General features: G+C 46.1%; 25 protein-coding genes and 1 pseudogene. 8 read left to right on the forward strand and 18 right to left on the reverse strand.

Annotation, left to right across the window (positions count from 1 at the left end; genetic code table 11):
* Positions 1-8: 8 nt before the first annotated feature.
* The 3 genes from HP568_RS09645 to fmdA all read right to left on the reverse strand — a co-directional run bounded on the left by HP568_RS09645 (position 9) and on the right by fmdA (position 3,366).
* Entirely contained in the window at positions 9-1,436 is a 1,428-nt protein-coding gene (locus tag HP568_RS09645) for an AraC family transcriptional regulator (protein ID WP_254551109.1), read from the reverse strand.
* A gap of 400 nt (positions 1,437-1,836) precedes the next feature.
* Positions 1,837-2,148 carry an FmdB family zinc ribbon protein gene (locus HP568_RS09650; RefSeq protein ID WP_048033845.1) on the reverse strand — a complete coding sequence of 104 codons (312 nt, stop codon included), beginning with the start codon at positions 2,146-2,148 and terminating at the stop codon, positions 1,837-1,839.
* Positions 2,149-2,184: 36 nt separating this feature from the next.
* The gene (gene fmdA / locus HP568_RS09655) at positions 2,185-3,366 is read right to left on the reverse strand and encodes a formamidase (RefSeq protein WP_048033846.1); all 1,182 of its coding nucleotides are present in this window, start codon (positions 3,364-3,366) and stop codon (positions 2,185-2,187) included.
* 482 nt (positions 3,367-3,848) lie between these two features.
* Between fmdA and HP568_RS09660 the strand changes: the two genes are divergently transcribed.
* Entirely contained in the window at positions 3,849-5,171 is a 1,323-nt protein-coding gene (locus tag HP568_RS09660; protein WP_173628947.1) for a sigma-54 interaction domain-containing protein, read from the forward strand.
* Between the two features lie 56 nt (positions 5,172-5,227).
* On the opposite strand, the gene HP568_RS09665 is transcribed toward HP568_RS09660, so the two are convergent.
* Together HP568_RS09665 and HP568_RS09670 are read right to left on the reverse strand one after the other, a co-directional pair.
* Positions 5,228-6,145, reverse strand: a complete 918-nt coding sequence (locus HP568_RS09665) for a phosphotransferase (protein WP_173628948.1) — start codon at positions 6,143-6,145, stop codon at positions 5,228-5,230.
* Positions 6,146-6,197: 52 nt separating this feature from the next.
* A complete protein-coding gene (locus HP568_RS09670) occupies positions 6,198-6,833 on the reverse strand; it encodes a helix-turn-helix transcriptional regulator (protein ID WP_173628949.1) in 636 nt (211 codons plus the stop codon).
* A gap of 220 nt (positions 6,834-7,053) precedes the next feature.
* On the opposite strand from HP568_RS09670, the gene murB reads away from it, so the two are divergent.
* Both murB and HP568_RS09680 read left to right on the forward strand, forming a co-directional pair.
* Positions 7,054-7,956: a UDP-N-acetylmuramate dehydrogenase gene (murB, locus tag HP568_RS09675; protein WP_173629007.1), complete on the forward strand. Its 903-nt coding sequence runs from the start codon at positions 7,054-7,056 to the stop codon at positions 7,954-7,956.
* A 22-nt stretch (positions 7,957-7,978) separates the two neighbouring features.
* On the forward strand, positions 7,979-8,332 hold the full coding sequence (locus tag HP568_RS09680; RefSeq protein WP_173628950.1) for a HesB/IscA family protein: 354 nt from the start codon (positions 7,979-7,981) through the stop codon (positions 8,330-8,332).
* A 739-nt stretch (positions 8,333-9,071) separates the two neighbouring features.
* Here the strand turns inward: HP568_RS09680 and HP568_RS09685 are convergent.
* Together HP568_RS09685 and HP568_RS09690 are read right to left on the reverse strand one after the other, a co-directional pair.
* A pseudogene (locus tag HP568_RS09685) lies at positions 9,072-9,536 on the reverse strand (type 1 glutamine amidotransferase family protein).
* Positions 9,537-9,707: 171 nt separating this feature from the next.
* Positions 9,708-11,333, reverse strand: coding sequence for an amidohydrolase (locus tag HP568_RS09690; RefSeq protein ID WP_173628951.1), 1,626 nt, complete (start codon positions 11,331-11,333; stop codon positions 9,708-9,710).
* A gap of 99 nt (positions 11,334-11,432) precedes the next feature.
* On the opposite strand from HP568_RS09690, the gene HP568_RS09695 reads away from it, so the two are divergent.
* Complete coding sequence (locus HP568_RS09695; RefSeq protein ID WP_173628952.1) at positions 11,433-12,164, forward strand: GAF domain-containing protein; 732 nt, start codon at positions 11,433-11,435, stop codon at positions 12,162-12,164.
* Positions 12,146-12,661 carry a helix-turn-helix domain-containing protein gene (locus tag HP568_RS09700; protein WP_173628953.1) on the forward strand — a complete coding sequence of 172 codons (516 nt, stop codon included), beginning with the start codon at positions 12,146-12,148 and terminating at the stop codon, positions 12,659-12,661. Before HP568_RS09695 ends, HP568_RS09700 begins: the two co-directional genes overlap by 19 nt.
* A 10-nt stretch (positions 12,662-12,671) precedes the next feature.
* Here the strand turns inward: HP568_RS09700 and HP568_RS09705 are convergent, their stop codons facing one another.
* From HP568_RS09705 to HP568_RS09725, 5 genes are all read right to left on the reverse strand, one after another.
* Positions 12,672-12,845: a hypothetical protein gene (locus HP568_RS09705; RefSeq protein ID WP_217366501.1), complete on the reverse strand. Its 174-nt coding sequence runs from the start codon at positions 12,843-12,845 to the stop codon at positions 12,672-12,674.
* Positions 12,846-12,891: 46 nt separating this feature from the next.
* Positions 12,892-14,913 (reverse strand): endonuclease MutS2, encoded by a 2,022-nt coding sequence (locus HP568_RS09710; RefSeq protein ID WP_173628955.1) that lies wholly within the window; start codon positions 14,911-14,913, stop codon positions 12,892-12,894.
* A gap of 364 nt (positions 14,914-15,277) precedes the next feature.
* Entirely contained in the window at positions 15,278-15,748 is a 471-nt protein-coding gene (locus tag HP568_RS09715; protein WP_173628956.1) for a macro domain-containing protein, read from the reverse strand.
* Positions 15,749-15,765: 17 nt separating this feature from the next.
* The gene (locus tag HP568_RS09720) at positions 15,766-16,152 is read right to left on the reverse strand and encodes a hypothetical protein (RefSeq protein ID WP_173628957.1); all 387 of its coding nucleotides are present in this window, start codon (positions 16,150-16,152) and stop codon (positions 15,766-15,768) included.
* Positions 16,153-16,175: 23 nt separating this feature from the next.
* Positions 16,176-16,739, reverse strand: a complete 564-nt coding sequence (locus HP568_RS09725; RefSeq protein ID WP_048033855.1) for a putative glycolipid-binding domain-containing protein — start codon at positions 16,737-16,739, stop codon at positions 16,176-16,178.
* A 155-nt stretch (positions 16,740-16,894) separates the two neighbouring features.
* On the opposite strand from HP568_RS09725, the gene HP568_RS09730 reads away from it, so the two are divergent.
* On the forward strand, positions 16,895-18,355 hold the full coding sequence (locus HP568_RS09730) for a flavin monoamine oxidase family protein (RefSeq protein WP_173628958.1): 1,461 nt from the start codon (positions 16,895-16,897) through the stop codon (positions 18,353-18,355).
* A 62-nt stretch (positions 18,356-18,417) separates the two neighbouring features.
* Here HP568_RS09730 and HP568_RS09735 read toward each other — a convergent pair whose 3' ends face one another.
* The 3 genes from HP568_RS09735 to HP568_RS09745 all read right to left on the reverse strand — a co-directional run bounded on the left by HP568_RS09735 (position 18,418) and on the right by HP568_RS09745 (position 20,250).
* Positions 18,418-18,987, reverse strand: a complete 570-nt coding sequence (locus tag HP568_RS09735; RefSeq protein ID WP_173628959.1) for a GNAT family N-acetyltransferase — start codon at positions 18,985-18,987, stop codon at positions 18,418-18,420.
* 171 nt (positions 18,988-19,158) lie between these two features.
* Complete coding sequence (locus tag HP568_RS09740) at positions 19,159-19,746, reverse strand: DUF3238 domain-containing protein (protein ID WP_173628960.1); 588 nt, start codon at positions 19,744-19,746, stop codon at positions 19,159-19,161.
* A 30-nt stretch (positions 19,747-19,776) separates the two neighbouring features.
* Complete coding sequence (locus tag HP568_RS09745) at positions 19,777-20,250, reverse strand: hypothetical protein (protein WP_173628961.1); 474 nt, start codon at positions 20,248-20,250, stop codon at positions 19,777-19,779.
* 130 nt (positions 20,251-20,380) lie between these two features.
* Between HP568_RS09745 and HP568_RS09750 the strand changes: the two genes are divergently transcribed.
* On the forward strand, positions 20,381-20,956 hold the full coding sequence (locus tag HP568_RS09750) for an AAA family ATPase (protein WP_217366502.1): 576 nt from the start codon (positions 20,381-20,383) through the stop codon (positions 20,954-20,956).
* An 81-nt stretch (positions 20,957-21,037) separates the two neighbouring features.
* Here the strand turns inward: HP568_RS09750 and HP568_RS09755 are convergent, their stop codons facing one another.
* The 3 genes from HP568_RS09755 to hutG all read right to left on the reverse strand — a co-directional run bounded on the left by HP568_RS09755 (position 21,038) and on the right by hutG (position 25,243).
* On the reverse strand, positions 21,038-22,612 hold the full coding sequence (locus tag HP568_RS09755; protein WP_173628962.1) for an FAD-dependent oxidoreductase: 1,575 nt from the start codon (positions 22,610-22,612) through the stop codon (positions 21,038-21,040).
* 462 nt (positions 22,613-23,074) lie between these two features.
* Positions 23,075-24,262, reverse strand: coding sequence for a sodium/glutamate symporter (gene gltS / locus HP568_RS09760; protein ID WP_048033862.1), 1,188 nt, complete (start codon positions 24,260-24,262; stop codon positions 23,075-23,077).
* A 12-nt stretch (positions 24,263-24,274) separates the two neighbouring features.
* A complete protein-coding gene (gene hutG, locus HP568_RS09765) occupies positions 24,275-25,243 on the reverse strand; it encodes a formimidoylglutamase (RefSeq protein WP_173628963.1) in 969 nt (322 codons plus the stop codon).
* Positions 25,244-25,353: 110 nt separating this feature from the next.
* On the opposite strand from hutG, the gene HP568_RS09770 reads away from it, so the two are divergent.
* On the forward strand, positions 25,354-26,244 hold the full coding sequence (locus HP568_RS09770) for a LysR family transcriptional regulator (protein ID WP_173628964.1): 891 nt from the start codon (positions 25,354-25,356) through the stop codon (positions 26,242-26,244).
* Positions 26,245-26,255: the final 11 nt, after the last annotated feature.

A 26,255-nucleotide genomic window follows, 5' to 3' on the forward strand; every position in this document is an offset into this window, starting at 1 on the left:
ACTCATTCTCAATCATTATCACAAACTTGTGGCCGCAAGAAAATTGAAGAACCTGATTCCTTTTTTGTACATTCCTGTGACTCTGCAAAATGTGTGAGCGCCTCTGATATGGCCTGCTCATGGCCGAGGGCGGAATAATGCAGCCATGGATATACCCCAGCTCGATGTACATTCCCTTTCAAACGATGCTTGCGTACATCCGTCCGAATTTTCCTTTCGTCGAAAAGCAGAATATGATCAGCCTGAAATTCATGAAGCTCATCCAGGCTCGCGATATCCAGAAAGGCAAAATGATCGGTTCCCACTGGCGGTCTCACCTGTAGGTCACCGTATAAAATATCAGAAATTTTCCGCCTTCTCGCACCAAATATACGGGCTCCACCATCCCAAGCCCTCACTGCCATAACGGTTTCATTCCCAATTTTTTCTCGAATACGCTCGCGGGCTGCAACTGCTTTCAAATCATAATAATAGAGCCAACTCGTCGCCACTTCTGCAATTCCCAGCATGGTAGCTACTTGCTGCAAATGATCCCGCCAGGTCGTTGTTTTAAAGGGAATGAGCTGTGTCGGTGCAATGGCTGCCAATTGTTCAAGCCAAGGTGCAACCTGATCTGTACCCACGATCAAATCCGGCTCCATCTGGCGCAGACGGTACAAGTCAAATTCCAGCGTGGCTGCGTCCATCTGGGAGTACGGCCTCTTTTGCCGATGCTTTTCCCAAACGGGGATCAGATGTTGGATCGAGATCCCCAATGCGAGCAGATCACCGATAATTGCTGGATGGAGAACGGCTATTTTCTTATGCAACGATTTCTTGTAGCGATAAGGGGGAACGCCAACGATCTTTTTAAACATGCGACTGAAATAGTACACATCCCGATAGCCCACTTCATTAGCTACCTCAGGAATTATCACGTCCTCCGCCACCAGAAGCTGACAGGCCTTCTCCATTCGTTTCCGATTGATGAATTGCAAGGGAGTAAGCGAGGTGTACTCCTTAAACTGCTGATAGAAAAGGGTCGGCGTCATCCCTGAGTAGCGAGCCATCTCCTCGATCTGAAAAGTCTCCTCACAATGCTGCTCCATATGTTCAGCGATCCCTTGAAGAAGTTGCTGACGATCTGTTTTTTTCTCTTGCTGCGTGATTCCAGCCATAATAGCTTGCCATAGCTTCCAAAAAAGAATTTGCATAGTTGCCTGATCGAAGTGATCTTTTCGCCATGCCAGATGCAATTGTTCGATGTGATGGTGAATCAAGGAGATGGTTTCGACATGGTGCTTCCCCTGGATCGGTAGCATCACTTCGTTTATGAGCCAGCCATCCCTTTCTTTTCTGGCATGAGCAGCAAAAAGCGCCACGTAACAAACATAGATGTTCTCCGTAATGGGCAAAAGGGCGAGCCCTTCCTGCATATCTTCTAGAGATATGACCATGAAATCTCCCTGATTAAGCATCCCTCCTGTCTTATCCGACCGAAACGACGCCCTGCCCTCTATTACCAAAATGATTATTGTTCACTTCTATCTCTCGCTTCTGCAAGCTTCCATTCTTTTGAAATGGACAAAACTTGCACATCATTTACAGTGATGACATTCGGATCACTATATGTGTCTGTTTTTCCCATAACGAACTCCTCTTACATCATGATGTAGCAATCTATTGATAACAATTCTCATCAATTGTACGAAAGACTTGACAAAACTGCAATTCACTTGATTGTGAACAAGCAAAAAACGCCTAACGATCATCCAGATGACCGCTCGACGTTTTTCTCTTTCCACGTAAGCTATTCACATGACTCAACTGAATGAACGCCCTTTTCATCCACTCCGTTTAGTGTCCAACCATCCAAGGGCGTTTGCCCCCACGGCTGTGAGTATGCCCACGCTGTGCCTGACTACCGTGGTTATGGCTGCACCCTGCTCCTTCATGGGAATGCGAATGCTTCCGTACCACTTTTGGTTCCACGCCACGCTCGATACGTTGTCGCAGCGCTTGCGGTGTCATGATCAATCCTGGTGCAGAAAACATACGCTTTGATAGCTGCTGGCAATCGGGGCAAGCAACGCTATCTGTCAGCTCGCTTATCTTCAGCCACTGTACAAATGGACCACATTCCTCGCACATGTAATCGTATCTCGGCATCGTATTTGGCTCCCTCTTTCGCGGTCTTTTTCTTGGCTACTTCGGTAAAATATCTCGGTCAAAAATGCTTGTCGGGATTGATAAGGTGCAGCACGCGTTCGGAATATCGACGATCCCCGCAATTCTTCCCTCCACCGGTGCTGTTCCCAGCAGCATGTACGCCTGCTCCCCTGTGAAGCCCATCGCTGTTTTCAAATACTCGATGGCATTCAGGCATGCATTACGGTAAGCGACATGCGCATCCATGTACAACTGCTGCCCTGTCGTCTCATGGACAGAAATTCCTTCGAAAACGAGGTATTCCGTATAGCGGGGCTCTACTGGACCCGGCTTGAATACTGGGTTGTTCACGATGTTATACTTCGCCATCCCGCCCTTGATGACGTCGACCTGAAGATCCAGCCAACCAGCCATTTCAATTCCGCCGCAGAAGGTCACTTCTCCGTCTCCTTGTGAAAAATGCAAATCGCCCATGGACAGTTTCGCTCCCTTTACATAAACCGGGAAGTAAATGCGAGTGCCTTTGGACAAGTTTTTAATATCGCAGTTTCCGCCATGTTCGCGAGGGGGGACCGTTCGAGCCGCTTCTCTGGCAATCCGGTCAAACTCGGCTCCTGTTAGACTGCCCAACACGGCACTGTGCGGGGTCGGCAAATTCGCGAGTGGAGGCATTCGCTCAGGATTTGTCGCTACGAGGTCGCTTTCTCTTCGATTCCAGCGATCCAATAGTTGGTGGGAAGGTGCGGTACCTATCAAGCCCGGATGAAGAATGCCAGCAAATTTGACGCCTGGCAAATGGCGAGAGGTCGTGTAAATGCCGTGGAAGTCCCAGATCGACTTGGCCGCTTGTGAATAATGATCGACGAGGAAGCTCCCTCCGTTTTCCTTGGCGAAAATCCCGTTAAAGCCCCATTCCGATTGGGGGAGTGCCCCGATATCGAGAATATCGACAACCAAGAGGTCGCCTGGTTCTGCTCCATTCACCCAGACAGGTCCACTGAGCACATGGACGCGATTGAGATTGACATCGCGAATGTCGGAAGGGTCATCGTTGTTAGCGATCTGCCCGTCCGTCCAGTCCTTACATTCCATGCGGAAAACAGCTCCTGGATTCACGGAAACGGTTGCAGGAATGTCTGGGTGCCATCTGTTGTGACCAGGTGTATCCTGCTCCTCCATCGGTTTGTTCAAGTCAACTCGAAATAAAACTTCTGGCATGCTGCTTCCCCCTCACTTGTTCAAAATGGCGTATGCCGTACATTCACAAAAAGAAGCAATTGACATGCCAATGCTTGCTGGTCCCGATAAAAATTTGATGATATCGATTCTTTTGGCTATTTTCTCCTGTATACTTATTAGAAAGAGCTTGTCGCAAAACAGGTCATGCAGTTAATCTACCCTTGACCGGAAAAGCCCCTCATCTCTTGTATCGCTTTCGTCATTGTGTGTCGTTTGTTTCACGCTTCCTTGTCGGACACCTGTCCCACGATCGAACAAACAAACTATAACCAAGAAAGGGTGCGAGAACGATTTTTGAAGCCGGCACGCTGCTCTCGTCTTTCAATTCTTCCTCCGTTATCGAGCGTTCCCATCATCGCGCGATCTCTCATGCTGTCTTTCATTCTCTCTATCAGCATTTACAGGCCTCTGCGAATCTTTCACCCTACGAATTTTCTCTGATCAGGGATGCGCTAATCCATTTGCTACAAAATGGCTCTTTGCCACTTTTCCCGCTATCCTTTTCCACTACGCGACGTTCTTCTGCACTCCAAACTGATCATGTGATTCCAACTCTCGTGCATGCATCCCATTCTGTTCCCAATTGGAAGAGTCTTCTTTTCGCATGGGCGGAAAACAGCCAAGAATGCCTAATCGCCGTAAGCGACGATCGTGTTGTGCTGTTTGCTAACAAACGGGCAAAAGAACGATTTTCGTTAGTTGAAGGCCTTGTCCTCGAGGCGGATTGGGAACATGAACGCTTAACCAATTGGTACCTGGAGGATCTCGATCTGGGGGAAAAGACGTGGTATCGCCTCTTTTTTATTCGCCCATGTACGTCAACTTTGTCAAAGAATACTAGCAGCTATTCGTTTTCAGAGATTCATACGAGTAGTCCCCTCTATCAAGCCCAACTACATACAGCGCGTATCGCTGCACAATCTCTATCAAATACGTTATTGCTCGGAGAAACAGGCTGTGGTAAAGAAGTCCTGGCACGTGCCATCCACTCCTCCAGTTCACGAAAAGACGGTCCATTTCTTGCAGTCAATATCGCAGCACTTCCGCGTGAACTGATCGCCAGTGAGCTATTTGGATATACAGAAGGAGCTTTTACGGGAGCAAAAAAAGGAGGACAACCGGGAAAATTTGAAGCAGCAAATGGAGGAACGCTCTTTCTCGATGAAATCGGGGAAATGAGTATGGAGCTACAAGTACTTTTGCTTCGCGTCCTCGAAGAACGCAAAGTAACGAGATTGGGCTCTCACGAAGAAAAGTCATTGGACATTCGGATTATCGCTGCCACCAATCGTTCCATTGAGGAAGAAGTACGGAATGGGCAGTTTCGTGCAGACCTTTACTACAGACTCAATGTCCTGCAAATACGCATCCCTCCCCTGCGCGAACGCAAGGAAGATATTGCAACCTTGGCTGACGAGTTCCTCCAGCAGCTTCATACCCAATACGCTGGTGGTCCGACAGGCATTTGTGAATCTGCCCTGGCAATCTTGCAGCAGCATTCATGGCCCGGAAATATTCGTGAGCTGCGCAATATCGTGGAGCGAGCTTTTTTACATGCGTTCGGTGATTCGTGGGTTACCTCTCACCATCTTCCGAGCGAATGGCAGCAGCAGTATGGACTGCAAGAAGCATCCGGTGAACCTTTGCCATTATTGCGCGAATTAGAGAGACAGACGATCCAGCAAGCCATTACTCAAGCTCCGTCCATCAGCGCCGCTGCCAAAAAGCTAGGAATTGCGCGAAGCACCCTGTATCGAAAAATGGAAGAGTTAGGAATCGGATAAGCAAATCGGGGGATGAGCGTAAGCAGCTTGTCCCCCCGAAGCAGTTTACCGATGCCCTATTCGTCAGCGAGTGCTCGCCTTATCGTCATTCTTGCTTCCTCTGCCAATTCCTCGTCATTATGATCAATAGCTTGCATCCAGAGCAGCATCGGAATGTACACCGCCATCATCCTGGCCAATATTTTTGTCTCTTCATCCACTTCTCCATACGATTGAAAAAATGACTGGCGGGCTTGTGGCGGTAAAAAACTGTAGGCCACATTTAAATCCGCTCCCGGGTGACCCACATTGAGATCTCCCCAGTCAATGATGCCTGATATATGCCCAGCTTCATCTACCAGCATATTTTTCACATGCAAGTCTCCATGCAGAAGCACTTCACACGGATTTATTCGGTCGATCACGACTTGCCCTAAATAATTCGCAATCGCATCCCGATCCTCTTTAGAAATATGTACAGTTAAGCTAGACAAGAATGTCTGCATCTTTTCTTTTCTCTGTGCAATGCCCAGCAGGTTTCTGTGATCATGTTCGATCCCGTTCTCGCGGGCACGCTCGGGCGGAAACGCATGCAAGCTTTTTAAAAACGTCGCAAGTGCCACTGCCGATGAAATACGCTGCTCGTCGGTCAAGCCTTTCGGAAACGTTCCCGGAACATACGTGTACCCCAAAAAAGGGAATGGATAGTCTTCGTTTGGTTCCCCATAAAAAATTGGCTTCGGATACGGTATCGTCAGGAATGCCGCGAGCATCGGCAGCAGCACTCCTTCCTTTTTGATCAATTCAACAGCGACATTCCGCCTGGGAAAACGAAAAACATATTCGTCCCCCACTCGAAAAACCACGTTATCCCAACCACAGCCGATCAGCTTGATGGGCATAGAAGATAGCTGCGGAAACTGACGGAAAATGAGTGCGCGTGCCAATGGCTCAGATACTTCCCAGTCAGCATCCCATGGATTCGAGTTGGTCATTATTTTCGTTCCCTCCCATTTGTCGTTTCATCTGCCATGATGATGCTTGCAGCTACGATTGCGTAGCACGGATCTGATAGACACATTTCTTTCCGCCGATTGCTACACATTCCGTCCGTTCTACGCTCGTCTGGAGTAACGCTCGGTAACAATCAAGCTCTCTTGCACAGATCATCTGATACCGATCCGCTACTTTAAAATAGGGGCAATTGTACTGCGTGATCACATATTCCTCATCACTGACCTGTTCCCATCTCGCCATAAATCCGTTGTCATCTTGGATGCGTGCCATCTCTGCCACCTTTTCAGATAGCGCTTTTCCTTCCATTTGTCCCTCGTATTTCTGGATAATCTTCTCTTGCTGTCTTGCGAAAAATTGATCCACTCGGTCTACCCCGTCTGCCAGCACGATATGCTCCATCAAGTCCACGGCCAGTTGCCCGTAATCATTCGGAAATTGTTCGTTACCTTGCTGTGTCAACGAGTAGTAGTGCATCGGTCTTCCTGCTTTTTGACGGCCTACTCTACACACAACAAAACCGTCTTTTTCCAAGTAGATCATTTGCCTGCTGACAGCTACCTTTGTGAGCTCCAGCCTGTTTTGCAAATCCTTTGTGCTGAGCTCCCCTTCCCTTTTCAGCAACAATAGAATGTATTCACGTGTTGATAGATGTCTATATCTCTCCATTTTCTCTTCGCCCCTTTATTGGAAAAGAACGATACGCTCACAGTATATGTCCTTTGTATAACTAATTCAACAAACATGTTTATAAAGTGACATTCTTTGTCCATCGTGAGACCTTCGTAACTGTAATTTATTAAACATTTTAGTTGAGTATATATAAAATAGTGCCTATACTGTGATTGTAGTGCAAGGTGCTTTTTCCCAAGAAGGATAGGTGAAACGAATGAAACCTGTATTCTCCCTTCTCCGTGAACGACAAGTTGAAGTGACTTATCAGGAGTCTTTGGCGGCACATACTACCTGGAAAATTGGCGGACCTGCGGATTTACTGATTACGCCGAGCAGTAAATCCCAGCTGATCATGGTCCTACAAATACTGAATGAACATCACGTCCCATGGATGGTGCTGGGAAAGGGCTCCAACCTTTTAGTCACAGACAAGGGTTATCGTGGCGCAGTCATTACATTAAACAAGGCTTTGGACTATGCCCGAATCGTAGGCAATCAGATTTACGCAGGGGCCGCCTACTCCTTGATCAAGCTTGCAGCATTAGCAAACAAGCACAGGCTCAGTGGCTTGGAGTTCGCAGGCGGAATACCCGGGTCTGTCGGCGGTGCTGTGTATATGAATGCAGGCGCGAACGGATCAGATATATCGGACATTTTCCATTCAGCAGAAGTGATCACGCAAACGGGAGCCATTCGCTCCTTGCGTGCTGTAGATTTGGATTTTTCTTATCGCCACTCTTCCTTGCAAGAGACTGATGTCATTATCACGGAAGCCGTTTTGGAGCTGACTCCGTGCGACAGCGAAAGCATCAAGCTTCAGTGGAACATGTATAAAGAAAAACGTTTAAAAACACAGCCACTGCCGTTTGACTGTGCGGGTAGTGTATTCAAAAATCCCCCAGGCCATTTTGCTGCAAAGCTCATTGAAGATGCAGGCCTAAAGGGCATGCGGTACGGAGGCGCGGAAGTATCGAGCAAACATGCCAATTTTATTATGAATACCGGTACTGCCACCGCACTTGATGTATCGACACTCATGAAACAGATTCAGGAAAAGGTTCACAGCCAATCAGGGATTCTCCTTGTACCTGAGGTTGTGATCGTAGGTGAACAGTAAGCATAAAAAGGGAGGTCTTACGATGATTCAAATTAGCGAAGCTGCCGTCACTCGCATTCAGCATATGCTCGAACAAGAAAGCTCTTCTCTCTTCATTCGTTTTGGGGTGAAGGACGGAGGGTGCTCCGGAATGACCTACGGACTCGGTTTTGATGATACATATCAAGAAGGCGACACCACAATTGAGATGGATGGTGTGAAGCTGGTCGTCAATCCGGAAAGCTATCCGTATGTCGATGGCGTCGAAATCGATTACAAAGAGACTGGAATGATGGGTGGATTTATGATCCAAAACCCGAATGCAATCGCAACCTGCGGCTGTGGAAGTAGCTTCCGTACAGCCCTACATCGAGGGAAAAGAGAAAAGTGTGAGTAAATCATCTGACGAAAATGACTTGTCACCGATTCCAAATAAATGCTATTTTATCGAAAATTTCTCCTTATTACTTATGTAAGGTGACAATATGCTTTCATTTTCTAGGCTAATCAATTGTAAACCCCCAATCCCGTAATCTCCCTCCTACGCTGTTTGAGATTTTCGGAATGTTGATCATCACCTTCTTAAGATTTTGTCGTTGACTTCAGTTATTTAGTAAAACTAGTAAAGTAAGAGATATTGATAAACAGATACAAACAAGTACTTTTTACACCCACGTTCTGAAGAATTAAGCAAAAGAAGTATAAATAAAGAAGATAAATAAATGAGCATGGGAATTATCTGCCCATGCTCATTTATTTATTATTCATCTAATTTAGATTATTATTGGTATTTTCATCGAATTTGCAAGAAGTTTCATAGATAGTTTCGGTAACTAAATGTACCATTCTTCTGGAATTAACATCTGGCCACTTCACCATTCAACATTGCCATGTTCCACCTGGCTTGGCTGGTCAACAGGATGATTCAAGGTCTCTAAAGTATTCTTGCAAAGAACACATTAAAACTAGATGATGTATCCTCGCCTCAAGGAGCTCTCTGACACCTGATGAAGCTTCTTCACACCCGGCATGAAGTGTCCTGCCTTCGATTGTTTCATGCCATCGCCGAGAGCACAATCCATCCTTTGAAAAGCAGCGAAGCGAGAAAAACAAGAACGGAACCTACATTATGAATATTATTCTACAAAGAAGTTTTGACTGCCCATTAGTTCCGTGTAGACTTTTTTCGTATATTGTACAATCGCTGGCGGTGCCTTCTTAACCGATCCCGCATCAAAAGGGGGCTTCGGATCGTACTCAAGCGTCAACTGCGTTGCCTGTGCTATCTCTACTCCAAACTCCCAAGCTACAACTTGAAGAGCCATGTCAATGCCGGAAGACACGCCTGCTGCAGTGACAATCTTCCCATGATGCACCACCCGCTCCTCCAGGAACGATTAAAACATCCGCAGAAGGAACTTCCGCATAACAGTATTCCGCATGCAGGTAGCCCATCTTTGAATCGAGTTGAATCAATCCTTTTTCTTTCGCGACAAATTTGGTTTTGCATTTCATACTTCCAGCGAATACTTCATAAGGACCAATAGACCAATTGCATCTAATGCTGTCACACCGTCATACAACAAAATAGCGACTTCCATAGTGTCATTCTCCGTTAGTTCTGTTTCTAAGTTGTAGGTAAACTTGTTCAAAAAACACCTCTTAATTCAAACGGGAGACAATGTCGCAACACGCCTTTTCCCCCGCAACCATTGCCATGGCTAAAGGAAGAATATGCCCCACACTAAGATTAACAAAGCGATGAGACCGACTCATACAATCTCATAAACAGTTTTACCCTCCAAAATCGTACACAGAACTTTTGTGTTTCGAATGTCGGTTGGCGGTATCGATAACGGGTTGCGGTCGAGAACAATCATGTCCGCTGATTTCCCGACCTGGATTGACCCGGTTACGTTATCCAAATACATCGACCGTGCCCCATTGATCGTAAACAGTTCGATAGCTTGAACGACGTCGAGGGCCTCGCTGGCATTAACTGTCCCTGGATAATCGATATACGGGTTTTGGCGGGTAACCATCGCTTCGAGGCTCGGCCACGGATTAAACGACGGCACGACAGGCCAGTCCGTTCCATAGACAGCCAAAGCGCCAGTATCTACCACACTGCGAATCGAATACTTGCCATCTGCGCGCTCGGGCCCGATCACCACTTTATCCTGGTCATGAAAATCGGAAGGGAACCACATCATAGGTGAAAACTCAGCCACGGCATCAAGTGCGTGGAAACGATGAATATCTTCGGGATGAATAAAGCTCGTATGGGCAATCTCATGTTTCAATCCAGAGAACCCGTTTTCCGCTCGAGCAGCCTCAATGGCATTCAGTCCGACCCGAATCGCTGCGTCTCCGACGGCGTGCATTTTGACTGTGATACCCATGCTGTCTAAATAAGCGAGATCCTTTTTGAGCTGTTCAGCATCAACTAAAATGTTGTCGTTGGCATCTTCGTCTCCGAGATACGGCTGCATAAACGCCGCAGTCTTGAATGCAGGGACTCCATCTATAAACATTTTCGCAAAATCCGTGAAAATGCGGGAAGAAGCGTACTTCTTGCGGTCTTCGATCAACGCATACTGCTCTTCCATGCTGATCTCTAAAGGCACCTTGTACATAAGGTTGGTAACTATCCGCAAATGAAGTCCGTTTTCATCATCCAGCCGCTTATAGGTCTTCAAGATTTCCCGATCCGTCATCGGTTCTTTTATGCCCGTAATCCCATGGGAATTGAGTTGGTTCACGATCCACTTCACTGCTTCAAAATGTTCTTGCTCACCGCCTTTGGGAATATGTTTGGCGACAAGCTGTATCGCAGGCAGCTCGATCAAGACTCCTGTCGGCTCTCCACTTTCATCGCGATGGATGTGACCGCCCTCTGGGTCAGAAGTATGGGCGTCGATTCCTGCAATCTCTAATGCCTTACTATTCACCCAAGCATTATGATGGGAGAAGTCGTATAAAATGATAGGACGTGAAGAATCAATAGCGTCTAACTGGCTTTTGTTTATGTACAGCATAATCTCGGGCTGCCAGTCCACCCCTACAATCCATGGCTTGCTCGGATTACTTTTGGCATATTGTCGGACGCATTCCAAGATGGCTGTTACTGACTTATGAGATTCCGGAGGAAGGTGGTATTCATTTAACGTGGAATAAGACCCCAAATACGCATGAATGTGCATATCATGCAAGCCAGGTAAGACCGTCTTTCCTTTCAAATCAACTACTTCGGTTGTTTGAGTGATCAGCGACTTGATTTCGTCGTTACTCCCCACTGCAACGAACTTTCCCTCTTTCACCGCTACTGCCTCAACGTAGCGATAGCGCGGAACTACACAATAAATCTGTCCATTCAAATAAACGGTATCCGGTGCCACCAAATGAACAACCCCTTCGCAAGAAAGTAGAATCGCAGACAATCAGATAGCTAGCCGCCTCCCATCCCCATCCATACGGGTGCTTGCTTGAGCTTTATTATGACAAAAGCTGAAAACACCGCCTATTACCCAAAAGGGTCATTTTTGCGCTCATCCTTACCCCGTCAGGCCATGTTGCTGCCAATGGGTGCATGTATTATGATTGTGGAAACCTGGTACCATAAGGGGGAAAACAATTTGCTGGATAAGGGCGCATCTAAAACAGATTATTTGAAAGTTCTACAATTTATCGACTCCATTCTGGTTCCCGCAGAGAGTTTTCGCAAGCAGGTATTGCTTTCGCTGTCACAACTATTTGGTTTTAACAGATCTATCTTTTGGACAGTTGACAGGCAAGGCAATTTATACGATCCGCTCACATACAACGTGGAGGACCGACTGATCCAAGAATATGTTTCCTATTATTTTCAATTCGATTTGCTGCATCCCCAAAAGATTCTTCACCGGATTTCTACCAGCAAGGCTTTGCGGATTAATGACATCATGTCCTATCAGGAATATGAACAATCTGTTTACTATAAACAATTTATGCAAGTATACGGAAACTACGATATGATTAGTGTTTATCTGGAAAAGGGAAACAAATTGCTGGGCGGTATTGGATTGGCACGCTCCAAACAGGAAAAAGGGTTTACTGCTGAAGATGCCCGAGTATTGGAGATCCTTGCCAAGCATATCGCCAATACCTTTGCCATGCATGCACGTGTGGAAGAGCTGGAGGATGAAAAAATACTGTTCAGACCCATTCCAATATGTCCTCAATCGGCATGATTATCGTCGATCCCCCTGCCATTATTCGCTATGTGAATCCGGCGGCCCGGGACATTTGCATCGAATTGACCCGTGGGAATACATGGACGAATCCGATCAAAGCCTTTATTGGGCAGCTTTTGGCAGACCATTCTACCAACAGGCTTCCTGCTTTTGTCACGACAGCCCATTCACCTAAACTGCAGGAAGTAACGATACATGTCCAGCACTCGTTTCAGACTCAATCTTCCTATCAAAGAAAGCTTCAATATGTCGTTTACCTTGTCCCAAAAAACAAAATAGCCAGCCGAATGGCATCGCATGACAGTAACAAGCTTGCCCCCTTGACTCCGAAAGAGTGGGAAGTTTATGAGCTTGTGCAGCAAGGATATACAAACCAGCAGATTTCGGGCGAATTACACATTAGTCTGAATACGGTCAAAAGGCACTTGCAAAATATCTATAAGAAAATGGAAGTAACGAACAGAACGAGCTTGTGTTACAAGATTAACTCGTAGTTCTATCTTTTTATGACGCGAGTCCGTCCGTTGTCTCGATGGCCATCATGGTATTCTCTATCTTTACCCTTTTGCTGGGGATCGCCTCATCGTCAATCTCATCACCAGTGGCATGAGTTTTTTCATGACGGCTAGCCATACAACCAAATAGCCTATTCACTCTTTCCAGCAACATCAACACCAAAAAGCCGATTCTCTCTTAGAGAAAATCGGCTTTTTGCCTATACTCATCACTCCTCCCGCTTCGTCTCGATCGATAATCCTTCGACATGCTTGCGACTCATCATTTTACGCTTCTTCCGGTTCTCTTTTGTCTCGAAAACGATGTCCATGTCATAATCGGCCGGATACAGTTCTTTGCCCTCAATATGCAAGGCGAGGCGCTTTCTGTTGATTTTATATTTCTGATTTTGAATCATGACGCCAACGATACCTTTGGAGTCCTCCGCAGCAAACACAATGCCGGTTCTCCCCAGATAGGAAATGAATACACAATCACCAACAGCAAATGGTTTGTCTCGCTCAGGCGTGGCTGGTGTATCTGCTGCTTTTTCGGAAATCTCCTGTGAAGGTTGCTCACGCCTCTCCGCTTCTCCTTCTACTGCCACTTCCACTTCTTCCGACTTTTCTATTACCCGTGTCTCCACGTATTGAGGAGCCTCATTCTCTTCCTGCTCGACGGCTTGGTATTGTTCCAGCCTTTCCGCAGTGGAAGTCGTAGTTGTGAATCCATTCCGAGTAATTTCCCGTGAACGCTGAATCATCTCAGACGGGATACCCAGCTTCAGTGCGATCAGAAATGCGTAGCTCTGGCCAGCTTCTCCGATTCGCAAACGATACAGTGGCTGCAAGGTCTCCTCGTCGAATTCCATTCGTGCATTTTGGAACCCGGCAGTTGCGGAGGCAAAATTTTTGATTTCGTTAAAATGTGTATTCACAATCACCGTCGCGCCTCTTCGGTGCAGCTCCTCCAAAATTGCAATCGACAGGGCGACACCTTCTCCTGGATCTGTACCGGTAGCCATCTCATCAATCAGAACGAGGGTCGAGGCATTAGTGATCTGCAAGATTTCCAGGACATTATGAATATGCGCGGAAAACGTGCTTAACGCTTGCTCGATGCTTTGACCATCCCCAATATCTACCGCGATGCTGCGGAAAATAGCAAAGCGACTGCCTTCCTGTACAGGTACGAGCAAACCCGACTGCACCATCATGGTTAAAAGCCCGATGGTTTTCAACGTCAATGTTTTCCCGCCTGTATTGGGCCCTGTAATAATAAGCGATTTGTATTCTCGACCAATCTTCATATGCAGCGGCACCATTTTCGGACCGAGTAGCGGATGCCGTGCTTCTTTGACATCGATGATCCCTTTTTCGTTTAGTTCGACATTCGCACCTCCGATTGCCAATGCGTACTTCGCTTTTGCGAAAAGGAAGTCATACATCCCAACAGTCTCGACATTCACGGTGAGTTCATGCGTATATTCTTCTGCGAACGCGGATAATTGCATCAGTACTTTGGTTACTTCGCGTTCTTCCTCTGCCTTGAGTGCTGTGAGTTCAAACTGTACAGTGCTGATCTCCGTCGGTTCCATATAGACGGTTTGACCGCTCGCCGATTCATCTAAAACACTACCAGCCACTTGCTTGCGATGCTCTTTTTTGATAGGGATGACATAACGTCCATTGCGTGTACTAATGACATTTTCTTGCATGATCGAACGATATTTGTTCATGATGGAATCCAGTTGTCTTTTCAGGCGCTCTTCAAATACGATAATCCGTTTACGCACCTTCAACAGGTCTTTGCTGGCGGAATCGACAACTTGCCCATGACGGATGCATTGTTCAATTTCGTTCTTCAATTTTGTGGCGTCGTACATCGATGCTGCATAGCTGCTTACGCGTGGTGCCAATTGTGCTTTTGTCGCCATGTACTTCATTAGCTGTGAGCAACTCGTAAGGAACAGGTACAGATTTGTAAAATCGTTTACCCCAAATACATATCCCGTCCCCAAGAGGGAAAGGATCTTCTCCATCCCTTCCAGCGCAGGAATCGGTACACTAGCTCCATTTTGCAGGATGTTCTTGGCTTCTGCTGTTTCGTCCAACTTGCTTCGCACTACTTTGACAGAGTCCAGCGGCATCATTTGTTCTACATGCTTTTTCCCTGCGTACGATAAAGCGTATTCCATTACCTTTTCTTTGATTTTGTCGTATTCGAGACGCTGTAATGCTTTTTCATTCATGACTGATTTCTCCTTTTTTATGAAAAATAAAAAAGGGCGAAGAATGAACAAATGTCATTCTCCGCCCTTTTTTTGGGGATACCTAAACAAAACGCAACCAAATAAAAAACCGCGCTGAACACAGCACGGATTTTGGGCGCAATGATAGGGTTTTCACCTAAGGCATTGTATGATATCCGTTGTTCTTAACTAATTCCAAGGCCGATTATCACCCAGCACAAAAAAACTTTGCTTCATGGCAAAATTTTCGAATGATGAATCAAGACCTTTCATATGGAATTGCTTTAGTTAAGAACGACCGCCGACATCAACATCTCTCCCTAGATATGGTTCTCTCCACTATAGCGCATGTGATCCTCTGCCGTCAATGCGCTTCGAATTTGTACACCTTCACGCCATAACCAGCAAAGATATCGTCAAGCTGTTTTCTTACCACATCCCAGTCCCCGCCTGCTAAACCGCAGCCAATCCCGTATGGAATGGCAATGGTCAGATTTTCTTTTTTCGCGAGGGAGAGAACTTCTTCCAACCCTTTTTGCAGCATGTCATATTTCGTGTACACTCCTTTTTTTCCATAACCGAGCTGTGCGAAAAGGTTGGCCATGTACTTCCCTTCCCCAACCTGGCAAAGCTGTACTTGTCCAAGGAGGTCTCCCCGTGCATCCGCATACTGCTCGCAATGCTGTTTGTATTCTGTATAAACGCTTGGGTATTTGGCTCTTATTTGCTTGGCAAGCCCTGCTCCCATCACACCCATGCAGTTGACCTGCTGCACGATGATATTTTCCGTAGCTTCCAAAATGTTGCCTGACACGACTTGTACCCATTCACTCATGGCATTCACTCCTTTCCTTATACTACATGCAGGGCTTTCTTTTTACGCCTTAAGAAGCGCAGACAAACAAAATAAAGCAAAGATGCAACTACGCCCAGGACATAAAACTTGAGAAGCAGCTTAAAGGTATGCGTAACGATTAAGAAAAGCATCATGGTTGCAATGATTCCAGCCACGATGTACAGTAGCGTTTCTAGTAGGAAAAGGAGACTTCCCTTGTTCCATGGTAATCGCTTCATGACCCAATCAATGGCGAGAGATTGCGGAATCCCTAACAAAAACACCGTCGGGAACGTAAACATCGCAACGAGAAGAACTGAGGATCGATCCTGAAAATACAGAAGTGCAATCCCAAATGTAAATAAAAAACTGGCCAGTATCCCCGCAATAAACCTTTCAGCCATGCTCGACAATCACTCCTTGCTCCCTACACCTGCTCACGAATAAACAGGTCTGGATAGTTCAGAACCAACCCACTTGTATCGACCGTGATATTCTCCACGAATGTTCCTGCCCGGTATTGATAGACAGAAGAGCCCCCATTGCTTTCGAGCAATGTATATTGCTGTTGCACTTGTCTGTACGTCAGCTCATGGGCTGAGAAATAGGCTACTTGGATAGACTGTGGCTCCCCTGGAGAATACGACAAACGGCGGATCGGCAGTGTATTCGTGAAAGGCGTACAAGAAATATCGATATCGATACAGCCAAAGAGCTCGGGAATGGGCTCACCCACCTCGTTCGTCCAATTTCCCTTGCCATCCGATGAGAGATGCAAAGCTCCTTCTTCGCCCATGATTGCTAGTGAAACCTCTCGCGTGACCCAATTTGAATCAAGGACAATTTCATATTGGATTCTTGTTAGGGTGGCGTCATCCAGCCTCCTGATCACCATGCTATTTACGTGAATTCGGTTCGAGCCCTCCCGTATTCTCAAGTGCTCATATCCGACACCTGTCGTTGGTTTCCAGATAACATTCGCTGGTAACATGCAAACCCCTCCGATCATTTGTTCCCCTTTTCTCCATCCTATCATTTCTTGGATGAAAATGGTAGGGTCCTGTATGATCGGCTTACTCAACGCATACCTGGGTCATCCACGGAATAGGATTATAGTACCGGAAAATAATGGAAAGGGGACGTTTGATGGATAATCCCTCCTTCTCCTTAACACAACCTGACATGCTGTCCATTATTCGCAATGGTCTCCCACGAACGCACTCTCCCCTCAATATCATCATCATCGGGGCGGGGATTGCTGGTCTTGTTTCTGCCTCCTTGCTAAAAGCAGCGGGACACAACGTAACGATTTTGGAAGCTGCGGACAGGATAGGCGGCAGAGTTTACACATTGCGCTCTCCTTTTACCCACGGCCATTATCTAGAAGCTGGCGCCATGCGTATTCCTCACACGCACGAACTTACCCTGGCATACGTGAAGAAATTCTCCCTTCCCCTTCATCCATTTATCAACAACTCTCCGAACGACATCATCTCAATAAATGGCATCAAGACAAGGCGTTGGATCTATCAACGCGATCCCGGCATCCTCCGCTTCCCTGTAGCGCCACATGAAAAAGGCCGTACTTTCCATGAATTAGCCGGGCAGGCCATTCGTCCTGTCATTGACTTCATCAAACTCAATCCTGCGACGAACTGGCCCATCATTGTTCAAAAATATGATCGTTTTTCCATGGATCAATTTTTGCGCTTCAATCCTGTTGGCCCTTCCTTATCCGCCCCCGCTATCGATATGATCAAGGTCATGACTGGCTTCGAGGGATTCCCTGAGCTCGCCTTTCCCGAAATTTTACGAGACTTCATCCTGTTCGATCCTTCTACACGTTTTTACGAAATAGCAGGGGGATTTGACCAGCTACCACAGGCATTTCTCCCCATATTACAGGACAATATATACTTCCGGCATAAAATGACGCGAATCGTCCAGACGGGAAATCAAATTACCATTTCTGGCGTACGTACCGACACAGACGAACTGTTCCAGATGACCGGTGACATTGCGATTCTTACCATCCCTTTTACCGTTTTGCAGTTTGTTCAGGTTGAACCGTACGATCTGTTTTCCTATCAAAAATGGAAAGCCATTCGTCAACTCCACTATGTTTCCTCATCCAAAATAGGCATCCAGTTTTCTCAGCGCTTCTGGGAAGCACAGGGAATAAGGCACGGACAAACCGTAACGGATACGCCTATTCGCCTCTCCTACTTTCCCAACCACGGGTTTGATCAGCCTGGGGGTGTCGTATTGGTCAGTTACACATGGGAGGATGATGACCTTCCGTGGCTCAGCATGTCGAAAGAAGAACAAGTGATGCAAGCGGTAAAGCATCTGGCAAGCATTCATGGAGAGCAGGTGTACACTACCTTCGTTACGGGGATCACACATAATTGGGCATTGCAGCCTCATGCTGCTGGTGCCTTTGCCTTGTTCAAACCGTTGCAGGAGACGGAATTAACTCCCTACATTGGTGCGCCGGAAGGAAGAATTTATTTTGCGGGGGAGCACACCTCGAATGAACATCACGGCTGGATTCAAGGGGCGATTGAATCTGCTTTGCGAGTGGCTGTAGAGGTGGGGAGAAAATGAGCGGGGGTCTGTACGATGAAAGATTCCGTACAATCCCCCGCCTCTTATCGACTACGATTCTTTTACGAATTCAACTCATATTCTTTTCGAAGCAGCGCCAGCTTCACAAGATCAATGTACATCCCATTTTCAAATTCCGTTTCTCGATGGATTCCTTCCACTTGAAAGCCAAATTTTTGGAGCAAATGGATGGAGGCCGTATTTCGGGTATCTGCGTCTGCTTCTATTCTGTTTAGATGCATATCCGTAAACCCGTACGCGATAATGGGCCGCAATGCTTCCGACATGATCCCCTTATTCCACCACAAAAAATTCAGATCATATCCAATCTCCGCTTTGTTATGTACAGCATGATAATTTTTGTAGCCGCAGCTACCAAGAAATTTTCCAGTGGAACGATCCGTGACCGCCCATCTGAGTCCCTGTTTTTGTTCAAACAAGTCTCGATACCATCGAAGTTCATTTTCAGCATCTGCTATCGATTGAAACCTCGCTATCCCTACATATCTCGCCACATCTTCATGTGACAACACTTCAAAAATATCTTCTATGTCTTGTTGATCAGGTTGTCGAAGAATCAATCGGTCTGTTTCGATGAGAGGGAATTGATTGAACATAGTCAGATTACTCACGATAAGAACCTCCTCGCAAACGTAGGATGAGAGATGTTTGGTGCCTGCTCCCTTTCATCATCTAGTGAATGATATGGTTTATGATCGAAAGAAGCAATATCTCGAATTGCTGAACTTGCTTGTGCGTTGCTCCTCCTCTTTCCGAGGACCAGAACGATCGCAGCAGTCTGTCTACAGTATCTTACGAAAGTGATATTCCATCTCTCCAGCCAGTGCTGCCAGAGTATCACCTGTTTCGCGGAAATCATGAGTATAAATCGTTTCAAACGGCCCAAAATCTGCTTGCTTATAAAATTCAAAGCAAGGGAATCCATCGTGCGCTCCTTCGATCTGTAAAAAACCATCCCTTTTCGCCGTTACCGATAATAAGTAGTCAACTGGAGGCGCATGGTCATTCAGGGGATTGCTCGCACTTGCGCTCATTTCAAAGCTCACTTCTTCATCCGATTTCCATACCATGTTCCTGCACAGAATACCCTCAGTACTCGCTTTTCCTTTTCGCAAATGAATCGAGCCATCTGGATTCGTGATCTTCTCTGTTGTGATTCCCGTGTTCTGATAAGTAAACATTTCTTTTTTCATAAAGTCTACGACAACCTCTTGCTCGACTCTGGACCGCATGGCGTTAACAGCATACGGGGTAAATTCACGTGAATCGCCTTCGAATTGAATGATTTTTCCTGTTTGCGGATCAGTCCTCGGTTCCGTCCATGACAAGGGGATAAATACACTCGCTCTGATTTTGATCAAGTTCACCATACCTTGGCACCTCCATGTGTGATTGTTCTTCTAAGACAAATATGTCATGTTTTGCTGAGGAACGAACTCCATGCAGATAGCTTCAAATTCTTTGCAATCAGCCAAATTGGACAGATTCATGGGGGCTTGTATCCTTTCTACGCCCATCTTCGGATTCACCAATAAATAATAAGCCATGAGTAACGCTTTTCTACAATGATCCTGATTTGGTTCACGCACGAGTAGCTCACAGATGATAGCTGTTCTCTTATCCTCGTCATATTGTAAGGCGAAATGGTAGTCCCAAAATGGTATGGAGCTTTTACTCCCAGCAGAACAAACAATAGGGAAACGCGCATGTACAAATTGATTGATGATCTCATGTACATCATCCGTGCTTACCTTCTTCATTTCGTTGTCAACGCAGCTTATTCCTTGATGAATAACCTGATGATATGACACATTCAATAGATGCTCCCGAAATTTCTCTATTAATTCCCCGCGCAAAAAAATAGGACCTATCATGATAAAGTATCCCCTCATTTTCTTAATCGCGTTACAATGACCGCCATGTTATGATTTTAAAATACGAGAATTATCCAAGGATTACCACATAAGAATTCACATAAAATCGCATGAGTAAGGTGGGATGATGATGTTGCAAGAGAATGCCAATCTTTACGCTCCAGACAGATGTATTTTTCTCGTTACGGGGATTATGGCTTCTGGAAAATCAACAGTAGCCCAGTTACTTGCTGAAAAGCTGACTCGAGGCGTTCATCTGCGTGGTGATTCGTTCCGACGAATGATTGTAAATGGCAGAGAAGAATATATGCCTGAACCGTCAGAAGAAGCCATTCGTCAATTACGGTTGCGCTACAAAATAGCAGCCTCTACGGCAGACACTTTTTTTGAAGAAGGATTTAATGTCGTTGTACAGGATGTTGTGATCGGCCCCTTTTTGGGTGAATTTGTTGAAATGATTCGGAATCGTCCATTGTATGTTGTCGTACTCACGCCCAATGAAAAAACGATTGAAGAGAGAGAAGCTTCCCGTTCCAAAACAGGGTATGGGGCTTGGACGATTCCCCACCTCAATAAAATCTTGCAGACCAAAACGCTAAAGCTCGGCATGTGGATCGATTCTTCCGAGCAGACACCTCAGGAAACTGTCGAGGAAATCTTGCGGCTTGCTTATCGAAAGCCCCCTCGTGTCACTCCGTTGCCTTGAAGTTGGTTGATCTTTCTCTCATCATAAAAAAACCTGAGTTCGGTGAAATCCCGAACTCAGGCAACCAGATCGTCTATCTTCTTACACTGCGTACATGGTTGGCCAGAAGTACTCTACGCCTTCCGCGTACAAGAACGCTTGGAACTTTTTCAGCTCATCAGGAGTATTTCGGACAGCGCGTGGAGTCAGGCCATATTGTAAGCAATACGCTGTCAAATAACCAGCTACTTCACCGACGTTCCACTCTACTGGGTGGAGACGGAAGCATCCATTTGTAATATGGGTAACCCCAAGATTTTTGCCCGCTGGCAGCAGGTTATTTACACGCACAGGGATTAAGCTGCCCAACGGAATTTGGAACGGATAGGTAGACACATCGACGTAATTGCGGTTTGCAGTGCTCGGATGCAGGTCGATTCGGTAGCTGCCGACCCCAACGGAATCATGGAAGGCTTCTGCTTTGCCTGTATTGCGGACAAATGCACTCACATGTTGCTCCAATACGGTGAATTCGGCTTTGATCCGGCGGGATTCGCGAATATACGGATACATCGCCAGTCCATCCTCTGTTCCCACTACATCCTTGCGCAGGCGCAGTCCTGGATACCCTTGTCCACCATCTGGGCGAGGAGCCTCTGTTTGCATCCAATACAGAAGGGAGAGACTCAGTTGTTTACCACCGTAGAGGTGACGCTGACGCTCTTCCTCTGGCACATCAATGATCGAGCCCAGCCAGTAATCATTTTGCGGCCAGTTTACGAGCGATACGCCACTCTTGTACAAACCGGTTTGGAAGTTTTTCGGGTCAGCAACCTGACGATACGTGAAGAGCGGGAAATATTTAGTACCTGGGAATAGCTCATATCGTACTGATTCAGCAGTATTTCGCGGATTGGAGCCTGTCCAGCTGAGCAGCTTGTCCGGCCAGAAATCTGCTTTGTAGTTTCTCCAGAAGTCATACGTTTCCGGCTTGGCAATCGTATGATCTTCTCCCTCCAAATAGTCCATGGCAAAGACATACGTAAACGCCTGAATATCATTTGGCTGCGGCGGCCCGACAACAGCATTTGGCTCTCCTGTTTGATCGACTGATTCAGCGCCAAGTACGTATTCTACGCCGGCTTGCGGGAGTACATCTCCACATTCTGTCGCATCCAAGAAATAAGGTGCTACCAGTTCATGAAAATCATGATGCTTCCGATCTTCAACTGTGATCGACAGTACGTTATCGCCAGCCATGCGAACGGCATGCAGCTTGTGATTCGTCAGAATAGTAAGTCTACCACTATTAATATAAGGAGCAAGCATCTGATAAAAAACAGCGAGCGCTACTTTGGGTTCGTGGCAAAGGCGACTTACGGAACCGTTACCAGGGTCAAGATTTGGGATGACACGTGCTTCTGCCGTCATTGGATAATGGTTACGGTAATAGTCACGCACGCTGTCACGGAATGTGCGATAGCTTCGCGTGCAACCAAACTGTTCAATCCATGGATGCTCATCTGGCGGTACCGCTTGGCTCGTAAATTGACCGCCAATCCAGTCGGTTTCTTCCGTCATAATGACTGATTTTCCTGATTTTGCTGCTGCCAGTGCTGCTGCGCAGCCACCAGTACCTCCCCCAATGATTACCACATCAGCATGAAGTTCTCTCATTCTTCTTCCCTCCACATTTTCCGCTTTTTGTTTGTTTCTGCCAATTAATACGCAAGAAATGACAATACGTTACAATTTTCGCAAAAAAAAACTAAATTTTTTATCCATTAGCTTCTACTTGTGCAAACCTTGACTCTCTGCATCAGTGCCTCAAATTTGCTTAAGAGTTGCTGCCCCTTTTCATCCCCTTCCTGCTGTCTCTAGCCAAGCCAGCATTCCACATCTCCCCCCTGAAATACATATTTTGGGGTGAGATTATCTTTGCAAAGCTCCTCAAAAACAAGAACACACGTTCCTATTTAAATATATACGAACACAACGCGAACAGTCAAGAAATTATTTCCTTTTCTTTCTATTATTTGTAAAATACTAAGCCATAGAGAGCATTCAGAAGTGAATGTAAGCACAAAAAATCCCTCCAGCCTAGACTATCTCCAGCATGAAGGGATTTTTGAATCGTCTTTATTTAAACAAATTAATCGTGGTAATAATAATCGGCATCGCGAACACATCAATCAGGAAGGCACCTACGATTGGAACGACCAGGTATGCTTTTCGCGAAGGACCAAATCTTCCCGTTACTGCCGCCATATTCGCCATTGCGTTTGGAGTAGCCCCCAGACCATGTCCTGTAAAGCCTGCCACCATGACTGCGGCGTCGTAGTTTTTGCCGAGCAAACGGAACAGGACGAAAATGCCAAACAAAACGATGAATACTACTTGAACAAAGACGATCACGAGCATTGGAAGCGCAAGATCGGCAACTTCCCACAGCTTGATGCTCATCAGTGCCATGGACAGGAAAATTCCTAGCGTAACGTCACTGATCAGGTTAATACTCTTCATGTCGATTGCCTTTGGACTGAGCTTATCTACGATGTTACGAACAATCACCGCTACAAACATCGCTCCCACATAACCTGGCAAAACAAATCCGGTTGCAGTCGAGAACAACTCTCCCAAATACGTTCCCAATGCCATACAGAATGTAATCAACAGGACTTGGATGAAGAAGGTATTCGAGTGAATCGGTTGTCCTTTTTCTTCTACTGTCTCTACTACTTCTTCGGTTTCCGTCGGCTTCAGATCGTATTTGGCAACTAAATATTTCACAGTCGGTCCGCCAACCAAGCCCCCTGCTACAAGGCCAAAAGTAGCTGCTGCGATCCCAATCGCCAACGCAGATTGAATGCCCATATCCTCAAGCGTTTGTCCAAAAGCGCCAGCAGCTCCATGTCCACCTTCCATGGAAACAGCCCCTGCCATCATTCCGATCAATGGATGAATGCCGAACACGGAAGCCAAAGACACACCGATTACGTTTTGTGCCAAAGCCAGAAATCCACAGGCGATCCAGTAAATAACGAGCAGCTTACCACCAAGCTTGATCAGCTTAAAGCTCGCTCCCAATCCAACAGTAGTAAAGAACGTGAGCATGAACAAGCTTTGCAAGGAAGTATCCAATGTAATTTGTAAAATTCCGGTCGCTTTCAAAGCCGTTGCAATGATAGCGAACAACAAGCCCCCAACAACTGGTGCCGGGATACAAAACTTTTGCAAGAAACTAGCCTTTTTTACGAGGAATGTACCTAATACGAGAAGTGCTACTGCGAGAAAAATCGTCGTTACTTGATTAAGTGCTAACGTCATAGTTGTCTCCCCTTAGTTGTTCTCTAGTAATCCCATGATGGCTTCATTCGTCAAGTAAGCACCTAACTTTACTGTTCTGCCGTTTTCATCTAAGATCGGGTTCACTTCACAAATATCAAAAGAAAGCGTTTTCTTATGAGCGGCAACGATACGTATCAAAGTGCGGACAACCATTGGTGTTAAGCCAAAAGGAGATGGAGCACTTACTCCCGGTGCAAAAGCTGCGTTTAAAACGTCCGTACATAGCGTTAGCATGACATGATCGTGTTTTTCGATGAATTCGCTTACAGATAAAGTAATTTCATCCATTCGTGCGTCTGTCATCTCTTCTTCATACACATAACGGACACCGAGCTCATCTGCTTTATCAAATAGCTCCTGCGTATTTCCGAAACGCTGAATCCCTAACACAAAATAGCTACTGTTTTTGTCATGTTCTAGTATTTGCCGAAACATCGTCCCCGATGAAGGCTGAACTTCATAGGATCGCAAATCGAAATGAGCGTCAATATTGATAATGCCCAGAGAAGCCTCTTTTCCAATATGCTTTCGGACACCGACGTAATGTCCATACAATGTCTCATGGCCTCCACCTAAAATAATGGGCGTCATGGCTTTGGAAAAGATGGCAGAGACGGCGTTACCCAACTCTTCCTGGGCAGCTTCTAGCTCTTCGTTTGGACAAGCAACATTCCCCACATCAACAATCCGTTTTCCTTCCTCCACCTTCCAAGGAAGGCTTGCAAGCGCTTGCCGAATTGTGTTTGGAGCTTTGGCTGCACCTAATCGTCCTTGATTACGCCTCACTCCCTCTTCACATTCAAACCCAATGATAGCGACTGTGCGATCCTTGGCAACTTGCAATGTATCCAAGTCCGTTATTTCTACAATCTGATGATAGCGAAAACTGCTTCGTCTCTCCGTATGGTCAGTCCGGCCGGTCCACAAATCTGCTGATATACTCTTTGGCAAGCTATTCATCCTTTCTGAACCTTTTGTTTATTGATTATATAATGACAAACTTATTATTTCTAATATATAATTTAAATAAATTGATAGCTTCAAGCTATAAATAGAGGCAGGCGATCCAGTTGGACATCAAACATTTGCACTATTTTGTGACAGTTTGCGATCAGTTGAGCTACTCCAAAGCCGCACAAAAACTGCATATTTCACAGCCTTCCTTAAGTAACGCGATCAAAAATCTGGAGCAAGAAGTCGGCTCTCCACTGCTCGAGAGAAACACAAGAAAAATGGAATTAACGGATGCTGGTAAAATTTTGTATCAGAAATCGTTGCTGCTTCTTTCCCAAATGAACATGTTGAAAAAAGAGATGGAAGAAGTAAAGCTGACTGGCAGCGGAGATCTCATCATTGGCATCATTGAGTCCGTGAAGCACTGGATTCCAAAAGTCATTCGCGGATATCAGGGGCGTTTTCCCTCTATTAACATCAAGCTAATCGAGGTGCTGAGCGGGAAAGCTGTCAAAGAATCACTGCGGAAGTATCATACGCATTTACTCATAACCAACCAATTTATCGATGAAGAAGATATCGAATCATTTCCCCTGTATGATGAGCGGTTAATGCTGGTGCTACACAAAGATCATCCATTGGCGGAAAAGGATTCGGTTCGGTTGAAAGATTTGACTAGTGAGCCATTCATCATTAGTACAGAGGGATTTCAGACGAGGGAGGATATTTTAACCGCCTTTTCGTTTGAACAAGTCTACCCCCAAATCAAATTTGAGATTGAGCGATTTGAAACTGCGTTAACGCTAGTGCGGGAGAATCTGGGGGTAACGATTATTCCGGAGAACTATTTGTCTGGATCAACAGATGCTTCGCTTGTTCGGAAAACGATTGATTCGCCTGCGTTGGAGCGGACGGTTTATTTGGCGTATATGAAAAGTCGTTATTTGGCCCCGGCGGTGCAGGCTTTTTTAGAGGAGGTTCGGGGGAAGTTTCCTTCCAAAACATAGCCAAAACCCTC

The sequence above is a fragment of the Brevibacillus sp. MS2.2 genome, from assembly GCF_013284345.1.
GTDB classification, from domain to species: domain Bacteria; phylum Bacillota; class Bacilli; order Brevibacillales; family Brevibacillaceae; genus Brevibacillus; species Brevibacillus brevis_C.